The sequence below is a fragment of the Nonomuraea sp. bgisy101 genome, assembly GCF_057708945.1.
In genome coordinates this window covers 167413-181963 of record NZ_JBYITD010000010.1, presented here as the reverse complement: position 1 = coordinate 181963, position 14551 = coordinate 167413, and the positions used below count along the sequence as shown (strand labels likewise).

Genomic DNA, 14551 nt, shown 5'->3' with positions numbered 1-14551 from the left:
AATCGCTGACGCGTCAGTCCAGCTCGTACCGGCGCTCCCGAAGGTCTGCTTCGAGGTCACTGACCGCCAGCAGAATCTGGTTGGTCACCCACTCGTAGCGCTTCCTCAGCAGGTCGGCCAGCTCGTGGTCACCGGTCTCCTCGGCCATCCGGCCGCCATGCTTGAGGACTTTGCGGAGGTATTCGTAGGACAGCCGACAGCGTTCCTGATCATCAGGGGCCGCCTCGATGGCCGCGACACGGAATCCGTCGTGCAGCAACCCTTTGCCGAGCTCCTCAGGGAATCCGAGGTCAAGGATCTGCCGCGGCCGCTGCATGGGGCCGGCCTGTCTGAACAGTCGTGTCCACCACTTAGGACGTCCGGCCAATCGAGATCGTCTCCTCAGGGCGTTGTAGCAGTTCGCTACCTCTATTCAAAACCTGGCCGGAGGAGGCGTCGAGTGATCCAGACGGTCACAGACCGCAGGCGGGTTAGCAATCCCGGGGACGATGGTCGAGCAATGATCGAAACCTGTGGATCTGCCGGGAAGGGGTGTACCTAATGAGTTCTGGGAGTAGTGAGAATCGGAATCTTCGGTGCCGGGGCGATGGCTGACGCGCTCGGCACACGGTGGGCCGCCGCGGGTCACGAGTTGATGATCACCGGCCGCACGGCGGGCAAGGCACGAGCCCTGGCCGACAAGTGGGGCGCCCACACCGGCGGCTTCGAGGAAGTGGCGGAGTTCGCGGAGGTCGCCCTGATCGCGGTGCTGTACCAAGGGATGACGTCCACGCTGGCCCAGATCGGCGACGCAGTGCGCGGCAAGGTGATCGTCGACTGCAACAACCCGGTCGAGGTCGAGCATTTCACCTTGGTCACCACACCCGGCAGGTCGATGGCCCAGGAGATCGAGCAGGTGACCGGCGGGCATGTCGTCAAGGCGTTCAACCTCTGCCACGCGAGGGTCTGGCAGATGGAATCGCCGGTGTTCGACGGCCGCCGCCTTGTCGTGCCCTACTGCGGTGACGATCCCGCCGCGTTGGGCACCACGCGCCGACTGATCGCTGATATCGGTTGCGAACCGCTGCGGGTCGGCGATCTCCGGCACGCCCACCACCTCGAGGCGATGGCCGCGATCATGATCTCGTTGCTGTTCGGCGGATGCGAGCCGCACACGGTCTTCAACCTCGTTGACCGCGCCGCCGCCGCGCCAAACGGGTAGCCGATTTCGCTGGAGATCACCGGCCGATGACCGCATCGTCGTCGGCCGGCCGTTCTCGGAACGCGCGTGCCCTCTGGGCGGGCGGCGTGGAGCGCTGCGCTCGCGGGTCGGGCCTCCGCAGGGCCCGGTCACGTCACTGGGGCCAGTTGGCGATGATTTCGGGCTTGATGGCGTCGACGTGGCACGTGAACGCCTTGCGTAGGCGGGTGTCGTAGAGGCAGACCTTGACGTCCACCCGGTTGATCTGCCCGTCCGAGGTGAGCCGGAAGGAGCTCTCGGCCGAGCAGGTCGAGCGGGGCCGGCTCCACCCGGTGCCGCCGCCGACGTAGTGGAAGCGGGCACGGGCATAGGCGCAGTGGCCACGATGTGTGTCGCGGTCATGAAGCCTGCCGTACACGGCGAACGTCTCAGCGCCGAAGTCGGTGATCCAGACATCGGCCTCGGCGTGGCCTGCGTGTCCCGCCGACGACCTGACAGGGCCCCAATGGATGCGGGAGGCCGTGTCCGCGTGCGCGGGGGCGGGGACGCCCGCGCCGATCACCAAGGCCAGGACTCCGCCGATGACATGTGTCTTTCGCATGGCGGGGACAGTAGGCGTCGCGACTTGGAGAGATCTTGCATCCGGCTGGCGTCCCCCGGACGACGCCGCGCGTTCTGTCACGCGGGCCGCCCCTTCGGCGCCGTCGACAGCTGAGCCCGCGCGGAGCGTGATCGTGGTCGATCGGTGTTCCGCACGGGCCTCGCCGTCATCGGGAACGGTCACCACCGCCTGTGGTTCGCGGGCGCCGGGCCGTATCCGCTGGGAGGGAGTGTTACTCGCTCACCACGTGGTCGTGATCGTGGTCGTCACCGCCGCCGCCGGTGCCGGGAGCGGTGGAGCCGGGGGTGCCGCCTCCGGGCAACTCCTTGCTGTAGGCGTAGACGACCGCCGCGGTGGCGATGGCGCCGGAGTTGACCGCCAGAGCCTCGTCGTTGATGTTGGTGATGGTGTCGCACTCCTGGTGGTAGCACTGGTCGTAGGCCACTCCCGCCTGGCCGCCGAACTTCGCGGCCTCGGCCTCGGTCTTGATGCCCTCGGCGCCGGTGAACAGGCCGCCGGCCGGGATGCCGACCTCGATGAAGGGGCCGTAGTCGGAGCGGCCGGTGAAGTCGGTACCGGTGAACGGCTTGCCGACCGTCGTGTAGTACTTCTCGAAGAGCTTCTCGATCTTGTCGGAACCGGCCGGGCCTGCGGGGGCGCCGACACCGTCGGAGTCGTCGCCGTCGTAGACGCCGAAGGTGTAGTTCGGCGAGGCGATCATGTCGAAGTTGAGGTACAGCTTGATCTTGGCCCTCTCCTCGGCGGAGAGGCCGGCCACGTAGTGCTTGGAACCGAGAAGGCCGAGTTCCTCGGCGCCCCAGAAGTGGAAGCGGAGCTTGTTCTTGGTGGGCAGGGCGGCCAGCCTCAGCGCCGTCTCCAGGATCGCCGCGCTGCCGGAGCCGTTGTCGTTGATGCCGGGGCCGGCGACCACGCTGTCGAGATGCGCGCCGAGGGCGACGACCTTGTTGGGGTCACCGGAGCGGTGGTCGGCGATGATGTTGCGGGTCTTGCGGTGCAGGTCGCTCTCGGTCCTGGTCGTGACCCGGACGGCGGTCCCAGCGGCCGCGAGCTCGTTGCCCGCGGCGAAGGTCGTTCCCACGACAGGGATGGTGAAGGGGGCGCCGGCGGTACCGGTCAGCAGCCCGTCGCGGCCGGGCTGCCCCTCGTTGAAGATGATCACCGCGCTCGCGCCCGCCGCCTGCGCGTTCTCCGCCTTGACCTGGAAGGTGCAGGTGCCGCGCTGGAGAAGGGCGATGTTGCCCGCGGTGAATCCGGCGAAGTCGCTCGCCTCGCACCCGGAGGTGGAGCTCGGCGCGGGAGTCGGGGGGAGGACCAGGTCCACAGCCTGTACGGTGCCGGTGACGTCGCCCGAGCCGGAGTACGTCATGGTCGCGAAGTCCGTCGCGGGCACGTAGGTCTTGGGAGTGGGGGCGGTCCTGGCCAGGGCCGGCTTCTCCAGCTCGCGGAAGAACGGGAACTCGAACTCCTGGAGCGTGACCTGATAGCCGGCCGTGCGAAGCTTGCCGGCGACGTAGTCCACCGACTTGTCGAAGCCCGGGGTGCCCGAGGCGCGGGTGCCTCCGTTGGCGTTGGCGATCTCCTGCAGTTTCTCCAGGTGCCGCTTCACCAGGGGCGCGGTGATGCTGTTCCTGAACGCCGTGGGGTCGGGGTCCGCGCTGGCCGGGGCGGCCAGGACGAGGGGGAAGGCCATGGCCGAGACCGCGGTGGCGGCGGCCAGCGTGCTCCGATACGCGCGTTTGCGCATGCGAAACTCCTGTATCACCAGTAGAGGTGGACATCCCCCGTAATCGCGATCAAACGGAACATAGTAGGACTAATGCGATCTTGAAAGGGCTTGTTTGGATTCGTTACCCATGAGAGTCGATTCAGTCACCGTTGAAGGTGAAGAGGAGCCCATCAGGACGCCGTGCATCGATCAAGAAGGGCACCGGTATCCGTCGTCGTCCCAGCAGAAGTCCGCATCCCTGGCGGTGACCCACACCACGGTTCCGTCCGTCTCGATGGCGACGCCGATGATGCGCTCGCCCATCTTCCTGGCGAGGTGGAGCTCCTCGCAGTGCGGAGCGCAGCGCTTTCCGGCTTCGGCCGCGAGGCTGTCCGACCAGCCGGCCTTTTCGAAGGCGGCGCGGACGGTCTTCGCCTCCAGGCCGACGCGCGCCGCGACGTGTACCTCGGCGCCGTTGTTCGCCGAATCGCATCCGTTCCACTCGGTGACGTCCGAGTACTGGGACGGGGAAAGGGCGGTTCCGATCGACTCGAGGTAGAGGGCGTTCTCCCGCTTCGCGCGGTCGAGGCACAGCTGCCCGCCGCCGTACATGCCGTGGTCGTCGATGTTCACGCAGCCCGTGAGGGCCCAGAGCAGCATCGACGTGACGGCGAGGCGGCGGCGCGTATCCAGGGAGGGCGGCAGGGGCACGGGCGAGATCGTCTCATGGCGATATCGGGCGCGGGTAAGGCCGTGTCGCTTGCTCATCCGGCTGCCATCGCCGGGTTACCCTGCCATCAACGTCACGTCATGAACGTCAGTCAAGTTCGGACCATAGGCCCCCTCCCCGGCCCCGAGGAGACCCATGTTTCGACGACTCGGCCTCATCATCGCGACCGTCCTCTCCACCCTCACCGCCCCCGCCCCAACCGCCGACGCCGCCTCCGCCTCGACGGTGGCCGTCGTCGCCCACCGCGGCGCCTCCGCCCACGCCCCCGAGAACACCATCGCGGCCTTCGAGCTGGCCGACGACCAGGGCGCCGACATGTTCGAGCTCGACGTCCAGGAGACGAGCGACCACGAGCTGGTCCTGATGCACGACACCACTCTCGCCCGCACGACCGACGTCGAAAGGGTCTTCCCCGGCCGCGCGCCCTGGCGGGTCGGTGACTTCACGCTCGCGGAGATCCGCAGGCTGGACGCAGGGTCGTGGTTCGCCGGCAGGTTCAGCGGTGAACGGGTGCCGACGCTGGGACAGGCGCTGCGCGAGATGAACGGGAGCGGCCTCGGCCTGCTGCTGGAGGTCAAGGCGCCGCACCTCTACCCGGGCATCGAGTCGCGCGTCGCCGACGAGCTGCGCCGTAACGGGTCGTGGTCGGGCCGGCTGGTCGTGCAGTCGTTCGACTGGGGTTCGATGCGGACGTTCCACCGCGTGATGCCGCAGGTCCAGGTGGGCCTGCTCGGCACCCCGCGGACGGGGCGGCTGGCCGAGCTGGCGACGTTCGCCGACCAGATCAACCCGCCCTACGGCGGCCTCACCGCCGGCTACGTCCGGCGGGTCCACGGCGAGGGCATGGAGGTCTTCACCTGGACCGTGGACGACCCCGACGCCATGCGCCGGATGATCACCTACGGGGTGGACGGCATCATCACCAACAAGCCTGACGTGCTGGGCGAGGTCACCGACGTCTAGCCGTGTCCGTACGGCTCGCGGGGGTCGCCAGGGCTCGTCACGCCGCGCGACGCGACCCCCTTGAGTCCTGACGAGCCGGCCGTGCGACCCGCGTCCCCCTCCAGCCCTGACGGGCTCGGTCGCGCGTACGGCGTCATGCTCCCTGGCGAAGGTCCCAGCGGTTGCCGAAGGGATCACGGAAGACGGTCCCTTCGAACGTCACGCCCGCCGCCGCCAGCCTGTCGCGGTAGCGCGCGAGGTCGTCGGTGCGCAGGAGCATGTTCCCGCTGGGAGCCTCGCCGCAGAGCAGCAGGATGGCGGTCTCCCTGGTGCCCGGCGGGCGTACGGTCACCCGCCGCTCCTCGCCCTCGGCGACGTCCTCCAGCAGGTCGAAGCCCAGCGTGCCGACGTAGAACGCGACGGCCTCGTCCAGGTCGCCGACGCCGAGGGCGACCTGGCCGAGGTGCTGCCACGGCCGGGGCGCCCCGCTCGCCCTGGCGCTCTCCTGAGCTTTCGTGATCTTCAGGACGACGATGACGGCCAGGACACCCGACGCCACCCACAGGGCGAGGGCCGCCACCAGGAAGGCCGTTCTCCGGTCGCCGAGGTCGGCGTACAGTCCGGACAGGCCCAGGCCGCCCGCGACCAGCAAGGTCAGCCACCACGCCCAGATCAGGCCCGAGCGGCGGACCCTGAGCAGGTCGCTCCCGCGCGGCAGCCCCCCGGGCTGGGAGGTGGCCCAGATGTCGTCGATGATCCCCTTGGGCACGAACAGGTTGACGACGGGCAGGATCCATCCGGCCACCATGAACACGGCGGCGTAGGTGTGCAGGACCCCCGGGGAGATGGCGTAGGCGTTGGCGCGAGCGCGGAACAGCCAGGTCAGGAAGCCGATCCCGGCCACGCCGTGGACCACGGAGAGCCACAACAGGGCCTCGGGCCGGTGCGCGTCCTCGGCGAAGGGCGCCGCCGCCCCGGCGACCGTGGTCACGCCGATGAGGACGACGGCCGCCGTCGCATGAGGCCGCACCGGCCGCAGCCGGCGTAAAGGCACGGTCGGCGCGCTCGGGGTCATGACCTTCCTTCAACCGGTGCCGGGGTGCGGGCCAGTATGCCTGATCATCAGAGAGCCGGTAAGACTGGAGGCCTGCGAACGGAGGCACGGGTGGCGGTCAAGGACGGCGACGGGTGGGTGCAGTGCGCGGGGGGACACAGGCACTGGGGTCTGTACGGCGCGGCGGGCCTGCTCGCCGTCCACTGGGACGACCTGGGCGTGGCGCGCGTGCTGATGCAGGAGCGGTCCCTGTGGAGCCATCACGGCGGCACCTGGGGCCTGCCGGGTGGCGCGCGCGACAGTCACGAGAGCTCGATCCACGCCGCCCTGCGCGAGGCGAAGGAGGAGGCGGCGCTGTCGGGGGAGGGGCTGCCCGTGCGCGGCGTCTACCGTGACGACCACGGTGGCTGGACGTTCGACACGGTGATCGTCGAGGCCGCGACGCTGCTGCCGGCCGTACCGGGGAACGCGGAGAGCAGGCAGCTGCGCTGGCTCACCGTCCCCGAGATCGCCGGCAAGAAGCTGCACCCCGGGTTCGCCGAGTCGTGGCCGGAGATCCAGACTCTCCTGCGGCCGGAGATGGTGGTCCTCGACATCGCCAACATCGTGGGCGCGCGGGCCGAGCACGGATGGTGGAAGGACCGCAAGGGGGCGGCGGCCAGGCTGCTGGCCGCGGCGTCGGGCGCGAAACTGCCGCACCCTGTGCTCGCCCAGTGGTTCCCCGACGGGGTCGCGGTCGTGGAGGGCGCGGCTCGCGGCGTGCCGCCCGTCGACGGCATCACGATCGTCGAGGCCGACGGCAGCGGCGACGACGCGATCGTCGAGGTCGTACGGCAGGCCAAACCCTGGCAGCGCGTGCTCGTCGTCACGGCGGACAAGGAGCTGAGGAGGCGGGTCACCGAGCTCGGCGCCCGGGTGACGGGGCCGAGATGGGTTCTGGACGTGCTCTGAGCTGAGAGCATGTGTCCATGTCCGTCCCCAGGACGCTTGAGATCCCGCCCGACGAATGGGGCAGGCCGCGCTCCGGCAGGCAGGTGCCGTGGCTCTTCCTCGGTGTCATCGCCGCCCTGCTCGCGGGCAGGTTCCTGCTCGCTCCCCACCTGACCGATCCCGCGCTGCAAACCTGGGCCACGATCTTCGTGGCGATCTGCGTGCAGGCGCTGCCGTTCCTGGTGTTCGGGGTGGCGCTGTCGGCGGCGATCGCCGCCTTCGTGCCCGAGGGCTTCTGGACAAGGGCGCTGCCCCGGCGGCCCGCGATCGCGGTGCCGGTGGCGGGCCTGGCGGGGGCGGTGCTGCCCGGATGCGAGTGCGCCTCGGTGCCCGTGGCGTCCGGGCTGATCAAGAGGGGTGTCACGCCCGCCGCCGCGCTGGCGTTCCTGCTGTCCTCGCCCGCGATCAACCCGGTGGTGCTGGTCGCCACCGCCGTCGCCTTCCCCGGCCAGCCGCTGATGGTGCTGGCCCGTTTCGCCGCGTCGCTGCTGGCCGCGGTGTGCGTGGGGTGGCTGTGGCTGCGGTTCGGCAAGGCCGAGTGGCTGCGCAACAGGAGCCACCACCACGGCTCGTTCCTGGAGGCGATGCGCCACGACCTCCTGCACGCGGGCGGGTTCCTCATCGTCGGCGGACTGGCCGCGGCCACGCTGAACGTCGCCGTGCCGCGCGAGTGGCTGACCGCGCTGGCCGACGTGCCGTGGCTGTCGGTGCTGGTGCTGGCGGGGCTCGCGGTGCTGCTGTCGATCTGCTCGGAGGCCGACGCGTTCGTCGCCGCCTCGCTGTCGGCCTTCTCGCCCACCGCCAAGCTGGCTTTCATGGTGGTCGGGCCGATGGTCGACCTCAAACTGATCGCGCTGCAGGCCGGCACGTTCGGCAAGGCGTTCGCGGTCAGGTTCGTGCCGGTCACGCTGGCGCTCGCGATCGCCGCCAGCGTCCTCGTCGGATGGATCCTGTTGTGAGCCGGATGTCGCAGAACCTGGTCCTGATGCTGCTCGGCGGCGCGCTGCTGCGGATCTCGGCGTTCTCCACGACGTACGTCAACTACGTCAAGCCGGGCTTCAGGCCCTTCCTCATCGCGGCAGGCGTGGTGATCTTCGCGATCGGGGTGCTGGGCCTGATCCGCAGGGCCGCCTCTGGCGAACATCACCATCACGGGCCCAAGGTGGCATGGCTGCTGTGCCTGCCGGTGTTCGCCGTCTTCCTGGTCGCGCCGCCCGCGCTCGGCTCCTTCGCCGCGGCCAGGTCGGACGCCCCGCCGCCGCCCGCGCCCCAGGTGCTCGACGCCTACGCGCCGCTGGAGGGCGACCGCCCCGCCGAGATGCCGATGAGCGAGTTCATCGGCAGGGTCTTCAGCGACTCCAACCAGACCCTCAAGGACAAACGGGTCAAGCTGACCGGGTTCGTCACGCCCGCCAGGAAGAAGGGCCAGTGGTACGTCACGAGGATGCAGCTGGCCTGCTGCGCCGCCGACGCCTACGCGCTGAAGGTGATCGTGCGTGACGCGCCGCCGCCCAAGCCGGACACCTGGGTCCAGGTCACGGGGACGTGGGTGCCGACCGAGATCGACGAGAACGCCACCGGCGTCATCTACGCCGAGCTCGCCGCCTCCGACGTGGAGCCGGTGGAGGCGCCCTCAGAACCCTACGAGTAGCTCGGCGGCCTCCTCCTCGACCTGCGCCGCCCGCCGTACCAGCTCAGGGGAGGGGTCGCGGGCCACCTGCGACCAGAGCTCGCCCGCGGTCCGGTAGAGGGGCGCGGCGGGGTGGTTCCCCGCCTCGTCGAGGAAGTCGGCGTACAGCGGCCTGGTGGCGCCCGGCGCGGTGTGCTCCACCTCCAGGCAGTCGTGGACGCGCTGCCGTGAGCTCTCGAGCACCTCGGGGTCGGCCAGGTGCTCGGCCAGCCGCCGCATCCCCGACAGTCCGAAGTTCACGTCGAACCTGTTGCCGAGGACCGGGCCCTTCAGCCTGTCGCCCGTCTCCTTGATCGCCGCTCTGACGTCGGGCTCGGCCGTGGGCGGCCCGGTGATCTCCGTGAGCTGGTGCTTCTCCTTCCTGACGGCCGACCACTCGGTCATGAAGGCCGTCAGCGGCATCTCGCCGTCGAGCAGCCTGACCACGTCGCCGTCGATCCCGAGCACCGCCACGTCGCAGGGGTCGGGGAAGTCCTGGCCTGGGCGCCTGATGCGGCAGATCACCCCGTGGCCGGCGTCCAGCGCCGCCCTCAGGTTCCGCTCGGCCACCTTCGGCGAGCCGGTCCGCCTCACCTGGTGCGGCACGCCCGTGCGGGCGAGCGCCTTGCCGATCATGGGCTCGGGGTGCGCCTGCGTGACGATCGTCAGCATCGGGGGCTGCCCGCTGTACCGGAAGACGAAGCACATGAAACCGATGCCGCCGCCCAGGCCCAGCCACATCGCCTCGGAATGGGTGCCGAGCAGGCTCCGCAGCAGCCTGGACTCACGATGCATGTCGATGTCTCCTCGGGACGAGCGGGAACGCTCAGGGGAAGGCGGAGTTGAGCCCCGTGACGTCGAGCACCCGCCGCAGCACGCCGTGCACCCCCGTGAGGCGCAGGCTGCCGCCGCGCTCCCGCACGTGGCGCAGGTGCTCGATCAGCACCCACAGCCCGCTGGAATCGCAGAACTCCAGCCCTGAGGCGTCCACCACGAACGTGTGGACGCCCTCTGCGAGCAGGTGCGAGAGGCGCTCGTCAAGGACCGATGCGGTGAGCTTGTCGAGGTCGCCCTCCAGCCGTACCACCGCAGCCCCCGGGGAGCGTTCCACCTCGACATTCAGTTCTGCCAACGGGGTTGCCTCCCGCGTAGGAGCCTTCTCCCGAAGGTACACCCCTGCCGCGACGAGCGTTAGCCGCTAAGGTGGTGTGCGCACTGGAGGGTTCGCATAGTGGACGAGTGCAGCCGCCTTGAAAGCGGCCAGGTCAGCGATGGCCTCAAGGGTTCGAATCCCTTACCCTCCGCTCACGCTCCCGCCAGGCCGTCTCCGACGGCCGCGGCGAGCTGGAGGTAGGCGTCCCTCGTCGGCTCCTGCAGCCGGTCGAGGTCGATCTCCGCGCCCTCCTCCAGATGCGGGTCGTACGGCACGCGGATCACCGTACGGCAGCGCGCCGCGAAGTGCGCCTCCAGCTTGGCGATGTCCACAGCCGACTTCGACCTCGGCCGTACGCTGCACAGCACCACCGTCGCGTCCCTGACCAGGTCGCCGTAGTGGTGCGCCTCCAGCCAGTCGAGCGTCGCCGAGGCCGCCCGCGCGCCGTCCACCGAAGGCGAGCTGACCAGCACGATCTGGTCGGCCAGACCGAGCACGCCCGACATGGCCGAGTGCAGCAGGCCGGTGCCGCAGTCGGTGATGCAGATGGAGTAGAAGTTCTCCAGCACCTGGGCGACCTGCTGGTAGTCGGCGGCGCTGAACGCCTCCGACACCGAGGGGTCGCGGTCGGAGGCGAGCACCTCGAGCCGCGAGGTGGCCTGCGAGGTGAAGGCCCTGATGTCCACGTACCGCTTGACCTGGGCGCGCTCGTTGAGCAGGTCGCGCACGGTCGCCGAGGTCTCCAGCTCCAGCTTGTCCGACAGCGTCCCGCGGTCGGGGTTGGCGTCGACCGCGATCACCCGGTCGCCGCGGACCTGCGCCAGCGTGGCGCCCAGCCCGACCGTGGTGGTGGTCTTGCCGACGCCGCCCTTCAGACTGAGGACGGCGACGCGGTGGTGCCCGGTCGAGACAGGCGTGCGCGCCCTGGCCACCAGGGCCCTGCGGCGGCGCACGTCGGCAGGCTCGCCCGGCTTGATCCAGCCCGCCGACGCCTTGTAGACCAGGCGGCGCCAGCCCTTGGCGGGAGCGTTCCTCCTGCCGCGCAGCAGCGAGTCGGGGTCCAGGCTCTCGGCGGTCGGCCGGTCGCCCAGCGGCGGGCGGGACGGCGCGGTGAACACCGGCACGGGAGGCTGGGCGCGGCGCCGTACGGGGAAGGACTCCTCCTGCACGACCACCTCCACCGACGGCTCCTCGGCCCATGGCCGCTCGTCGCGGCGCTGGAAGCGGTGCTCGAAGGGCTGCCGCTCGACCTCGTGCCTCTCGACTTCATGTCGCTCGACTTCGTGACCACGGGCGTCGTCACGCTCGGAGTCCCGGGCCTCCATGTCGCGGCGCTCGGAGTCGTGGTCCCCGACCTCGGAACGCTCGACCTCCTCGGAACGCTCGACCTCGTGCCGCGAGGCTTCGGAACGCTCGGACTCGGGGCGCGAGGCTTCGAGGGGCTCGGACTCGGGGCGCGAGCCGAAGGTGAACCGCCCGAAGGCGGGCTCGTCCTGGCGCGGCGGCTCGAACGACGGCTGGGTGTCGACCACCTCGCCCTGGACCGTTTCCACGTCCGCGATGCCCTCGAAGCTCTCAGCGGACGGCTGCGGCCACGGCGGCTGCGGCCACGAGGGGTCCGTGCGCTCCTCCGGCGGCAGCGGGTCGAACATGCTGCCCTCGGACTCGGCCGCCAGGGGCTTGTCGAAGGCCGTCATCCGGTAGGAGTCGGTGTCGTCGGGGCGGGGAAGCGGCTTCAACGGGGCCATGAAGGCGTCGTCGTCGTCCCTGCCGAACGTCGGCGGCCTCTCCGCCTCCACCGACGCTTCGAACCACTCGGCGGCCTCGGCCTCCTCGGCCGGCAGCTCCTCCGCGGCCTCGGGGCCGTACACCGAGTCGACCGCGGCGCGGAACAGCGGCGGGGTCGGGGTGTCCTGCTCCGTGGGCACCGACAGCCATGGATCCTTGGGATACGGCGAAACGACGGTGTCGTCCGTGGTCACGGAGACGGAGCCGGTCTTGGCGCTGACCTTGACTGGTTCCTCGTCGTTCTCCTTGATGGCGTCGAGCCAGGCGAGCTGTTCCTCGAGAGATTCTTCACGATCGTGCCTTGCCACCGTGTTCCCCCTCGGGACGGGTGTAAAGGTGCAGCAAACACATTGCAGATTAACGCCCTGTGTTCCATTGAATGCAGCCAACCCGCAACTTCACCGCCCGGCTACCGTGGGTCGCATGCGAGCGATTGTCATCACCAGGCCCGGCGGACCAGAGGTTCTGGAGTGGCGGGAGGTGCCGGATCCGCGTCCCGAGCGGGGCGAAGTCGTGATCGATATCACCGCCTCAGCGGTCAACAGGGCCGATGTGATCCAACGGCTGGGTTTCTATGACCCTCCGCCCGGCGCCTCGCCCTATCCGGGGCTCGAGTGCTCGGGGGTGATCTCCGAGGTCGGCCCTGACGCCGTCGGGTTCGCGGTCGGGGACCGCGTCTGCGCTCTGCTGAGCGGCGGCGGCTATGCCGAGCGGGTGGCCGTGCCATGGCAGCAGGTGATGGCCGCGCCGGAGGGGCTGCCGCTGGACGAGGCCGCGGCGCTGCCGGAGGCGGTCTGCACGGTCTGGTCGAACGTCTTCATGACCGCCAGGCTCAGGCGCGGTGAGACCCTGCTGGCGCACGGCGGCGCCAGCGGCATCGGCACGACCGCGATCCAGCTCGCCAAGGCGTTCGGCTCGCCCGTCGTGGTGACGGTCGGGTCGCAGGAGAAGGCGGAGCGGTGCCTGGAGCTGGGCGCGGACGAGGCGATCAACTACCGGACGGAGGACTTCGCGGAGAAGGTCCAGGCGGATGTGATCCTCGACATCATCGGCGCCAAATATCTTCCAGGGAACGTCAAAGCCCTTAAAACGGGCGGACGTCTGGTGGTGATCGGACTGCAGGGCGGCACGAAGGGCGAGCTCGACCTGCACGCGCTGACCAGGAAGCGCGCCGCCGTCCACGGCACCACGCTCCGGTCCAGGCCGACGGACGAGAAGGGCGCGATCGTGCGCGGGGTCGCCGACAACGTGTGGCCGCTGGTGTCGGCGGGCGCGATCAGGCCGATCGTGTACGCCAGGGTCCCCATGGCCGAGGCCGCCCGTGCCCACGAGATCCTCGATTCCGGGGAACACTTCGGAAAGATCCTGCTAGTAGGTTGAGAGCTATGAACGCTGAGGAGAACACCCCCCACATCGTGGTGGTGGGACCCGAGGGCTTCAGCGCCCAGGGCGATAGTGGTGAGCAGGAAGAGCGGTCGGTCACCAACCTGGTCGAGCAGCCCGCGAAGGTGATGCGCATCGGCAGCATGATCCGTACGTTGCTCGAGGAGGTCAGGGCGGCACCTCTCGACGAGGCCAGCCGCAAGCGGTTGAAGGAGATTCACGAGAGCTCGATCAAGGAGCTTGAGGACGGTCTCGCGCCCGAGCTGGTCGAGGAGCTCGAGCGGCTTTCGCTGCCGTTCACCGACGACAACGGCACGCCGCCGAGCGACGCGGAGCTGCGCATCGCGCACGCCCAGCTCGTCGGCTGGCTTGAGGGGTTGTTCCACGGGATCCAGACCACGCTGTTCGCGCAGCAGATGGCGGCCCGTGCCCAGTTGGAGCAGATGCGCAAGGCGCTGCCTGGAGGGATGTCGCAGGACCCGCAGCGGGCCAGTGGCTCGGGTCCCTACCTGTAGATCTCTTCCAGCACGCGTGCCACACCGTCGTCGTCGTTCGCCGCGGTCACATGGTCGACCGCGGCGAGCACGGCGGGGTGGGCGTTGGCGACGGCGTACGAACGACCTGCCCAGGCCAGCATGGGCAGGTCGTTCGGCATGTCCCCGAACGCGATCACCTCGGCGGGCCTGATCCCGTGGGCGGACGAAAGCGTCGCGAGGGCGGAGGCCTTGGTGACGCCCTGCGCGCTCATCTCGACGAGCGCCCTGCCGCTGGAATGGGTGGTGGTCACCAGATGGCCGACGAGCTCGTGAACGGCCTCGTGGAGGCTGTCGGGGTCCATTCCCGGATGGAGGGCGAGGAGCTTGGCGCAGGGACGCGAGGTGAGCGTCGAGGCGCCGGCCCTGAGGTCCCTCACCGCCTTGCTGCCGATGCCACCGAGTCCGAAATCCGACTCATGCGCAAATCCGCCTTCGTACTCGACCGAAAATGTCAGATCGGGCACGTTCGCTCGAAGCTGAGCGACGACCTCTTCGAGGACGTCGGCCGCTATGAGGTGCGACTCGACTATCCGTTCGGTGTGGAGGTCGTAGAGCAGGGCTCCATTGGCGCAGATGGCCAGTCCGCGATGCCGTACGGCGTCGGCGACCACGCGCATCCACCTGGGCGGACGGCCGGTGACGAAGACCAGCATCGAGCCTGCCCGCTCGACTTCGGAGAAGGCGGCGGCGGTACGTGAGGACACGGTTCCGTCGGCGCGAAGTGCGGTCCCGTCGAGGTCGGTGGCGACGAGTCGAGGGGTCGAAGAGTGGGTCGGCATAACAGGTTCCAGTTTGCACT

General features: G+C 69.7%; 16 protein-coding genes and 1 tRNA gene. 8 read left to right on the top strand and 9 right to left on the bottom strand.

What is annotated here, in order from left to right; translation table 11 throughout:
• Positions 1–13: 13 nt before the first annotated feature.
• Positions 14–316 (bottom strand): hypothetical protein, encoded by a 303-nt coding sequence (locus AC3EO4_RS20645; RefSeq protein ID WP_192778947.1) that lies wholly within the window; start codon positions 314–316, stop codon positions 14–16.
• Between the two features lie 240 nt (positions 317–556).
• Here AC3EO4_RS20645 and AC3EO4_RS20640 point away from each other — a divergent pair, with 240 nt between their 5' ends.
• Positions 557–1201: an NADPH-dependent F420 reductase gene (locus tag AC3EO4_RS20640; protein WP_431897158.1), complete on the top strand. Its 645-nt coding sequence runs from the start codon at positions 557–559 to the stop codon at positions 1199–1201.
• A 133-nt stretch (positions 1202–1334) separates the two neighbouring features.
• Here the strand turns inward: AC3EO4_RS20640 and AC3EO4_RS20635 are convergent, their stop codons facing one another.
• The 3 genes from AC3EO4_RS20635 to AC3EO4_RS20625 form a co-directional block, all read right to left on the bottom strand.
• Entirely contained in the window at positions 1335–1781 is a 447-nt protein-coding gene (locus AC3EO4_RS20635) for a hypothetical protein (protein WP_431897156.1), read from the bottom strand.
• Positions 1782–2013: 232 nt separating this feature from the next.
• On the bottom strand, positions 2014–3546 hold the full coding sequence (locus tag AC3EO4_RS20630; RefSeq protein WP_379574927.1) for a M28 family metallopeptidase: 1533 nt from the start codon (positions 3544–3546) through the stop codon (positions 2014–2016).
• A gap of 171 nt (positions 3547–3717) precedes the next feature.
• Entirely contained in the window at positions 3718–4275 is a 558-nt protein-coding gene (locus AC3EO4_RS20625) for a hypothetical protein (protein WP_379574925.1), read from the bottom strand.
• Between the two features lie 97 nt (positions 4276–4372).
• Between AC3EO4_RS20625 and AC3EO4_RS20620 the strand changes: the two genes are divergently transcribed.
• Positions 4373–5200, top strand: a complete 828-nt coding sequence (locus AC3EO4_RS20620) for a glycerophosphodiester phosphodiesterase (protein ID WP_379574923.1) — start codon at positions 4373–4375, stop codon at positions 5198–5200.
• Positions 5201–5333: 133 nt separating this feature from the next.
• On the opposite strand, the gene AC3EO4_RS20615 is transcribed toward AC3EO4_RS20620, so the two are convergent.
• Entirely contained in the window at positions 5334–6209 is an 876-nt protein-coding gene (locus tag AC3EO4_RS20615; RefSeq protein WP_488186347.1) for a DUF4328 domain-containing protein, read from the bottom strand.
• 135 nt (positions 6210–6344) lie between these two features.
• Between AC3EO4_RS20615 and AC3EO4_RS20610 the strand changes: the two genes are divergently transcribed.
• The 3 genes from AC3EO4_RS20610 to AC3EO4_RS20600 are packed head-to-tail and all read left to right on the top strand — an operon-like array spanning position 6345 to position 8874.
• On the top strand, positions 6345–7184 hold the full coding sequence (locus tag AC3EO4_RS20610) for an NUDIX hydrolase (RefSeq protein ID WP_431897151.1): 840 nt from the start codon (positions 6345–6347) through the stop codon (positions 7182–7184).
• A gap of 17 nt (positions 7185–7201) precedes the next feature.
• The gene (locus AC3EO4_RS20605; RefSeq protein ID WP_431897149.1) at positions 7202–8182 is read left to right on the top strand and encodes a permease; all 981 of its coding nucleotides are present in this window, start codon (positions 7202–7204) and stop codon (positions 8180–8182) included.
• Between the two features lie 5 nt (positions 8183–8187).
• Positions 8188–8874 (top strand): TIGR03943 family putative permease subunit, encoded by a 687-nt coding sequence (locus tag AC3EO4_RS20600; RefSeq protein WP_431897147.1) that lies wholly within the window; start codon positions 8188–8190, stop codon positions 8872–8874.
• Here the strand turns inward: AC3EO4_RS20600 and AC3EO4_RS20595 are convergent.
• Positions 8857–9687, bottom strand: a complete 831-nt coding sequence (locus AC3EO4_RS20595; RefSeq protein WP_431897146.1) for a BtrH N-terminal domain-containing protein — start codon at positions 9685–9687, stop codon at positions 8857–8859. The two genes, AC3EO4_RS20600 and AC3EO4_RS20595, sit on opposite strands and share 18 nt — an antisense overlap.
• Positions 9688–9718: 31 nt before the next feature.
• Positions 9719–10024 carry an STAS domain-containing protein gene (locus tag AC3EO4_RS20590; protein ID WP_431897144.1) on the bottom strand — a complete coding sequence of 102 codons (306 nt, stop codon included), beginning with the start codon at positions 10022–10024 and terminating at the stop codon, positions 9719–9721.
• An 85-nt stretch (positions 10025–10109) separates the two neighbouring features.
• Here AC3EO4_RS20590 and AC3EO4_RS20585 point away from each other — a divergent pair.
• Positions 10110–10196 (top strand) — tRNA-Ser (locus AC3EO4_RS20585).
• A 1-nt stretch (position 10197) separates the two neighbouring features.
• Here AC3EO4_RS20585 and AC3EO4_RS20580 read toward each other — a convergent pair.
• On the bottom strand, positions 10198–12141 hold the full coding sequence (locus AC3EO4_RS20580) for a MinD/ParA family ATP-binding protein (protein WP_431897142.1): 1944 nt from the start codon (positions 12139–12141) through the stop codon (positions 10198–10200).
• A 115-nt stretch (positions 12142–12256) separates the two neighbouring features.
• Here AC3EO4_RS20580 and AC3EO4_RS20575 point away from each other — a divergent pair, with 115 nt between their 5' ends.
• Both AC3EO4_RS20575 and AC3EO4_RS20570 read left to right on the top strand, forming a co-directional pair.
• Entirely contained in the window at positions 12257–13213 is a 957-nt protein-coding gene (locus AC3EO4_RS20575; protein WP_379574913.1) for an NAD(P)H-quinone oxidoreductase, read from the top strand.
• 5 nt (positions 13214–13218) lie between these two features.
• A complete protein-coding gene (locus tag AC3EO4_RS20570; RefSeq protein ID WP_379574912.1) occupies positions 13219–13731 on the top strand; it encodes a bacterial proteasome activator family protein in 513 nt (170 codons plus the stop codon).
• Here the strand turns inward: AC3EO4_RS20570 and AC3EO4_RS20565 are convergent.
• Positions 13722–14531 (bottom strand): HAD family hydrolase, encoded by an 810-nt coding sequence (locus tag AC3EO4_RS20565; protein ID WP_431897140.1) that lies wholly within the window; start codon positions 14529–14531, stop codon positions 13722–13724. The genes AC3EO4_RS20570 and AC3EO4_RS20565 overlap by 10 nt on opposite strands.
• Positions 14532–14551: the final 20 nt, after the last annotated feature.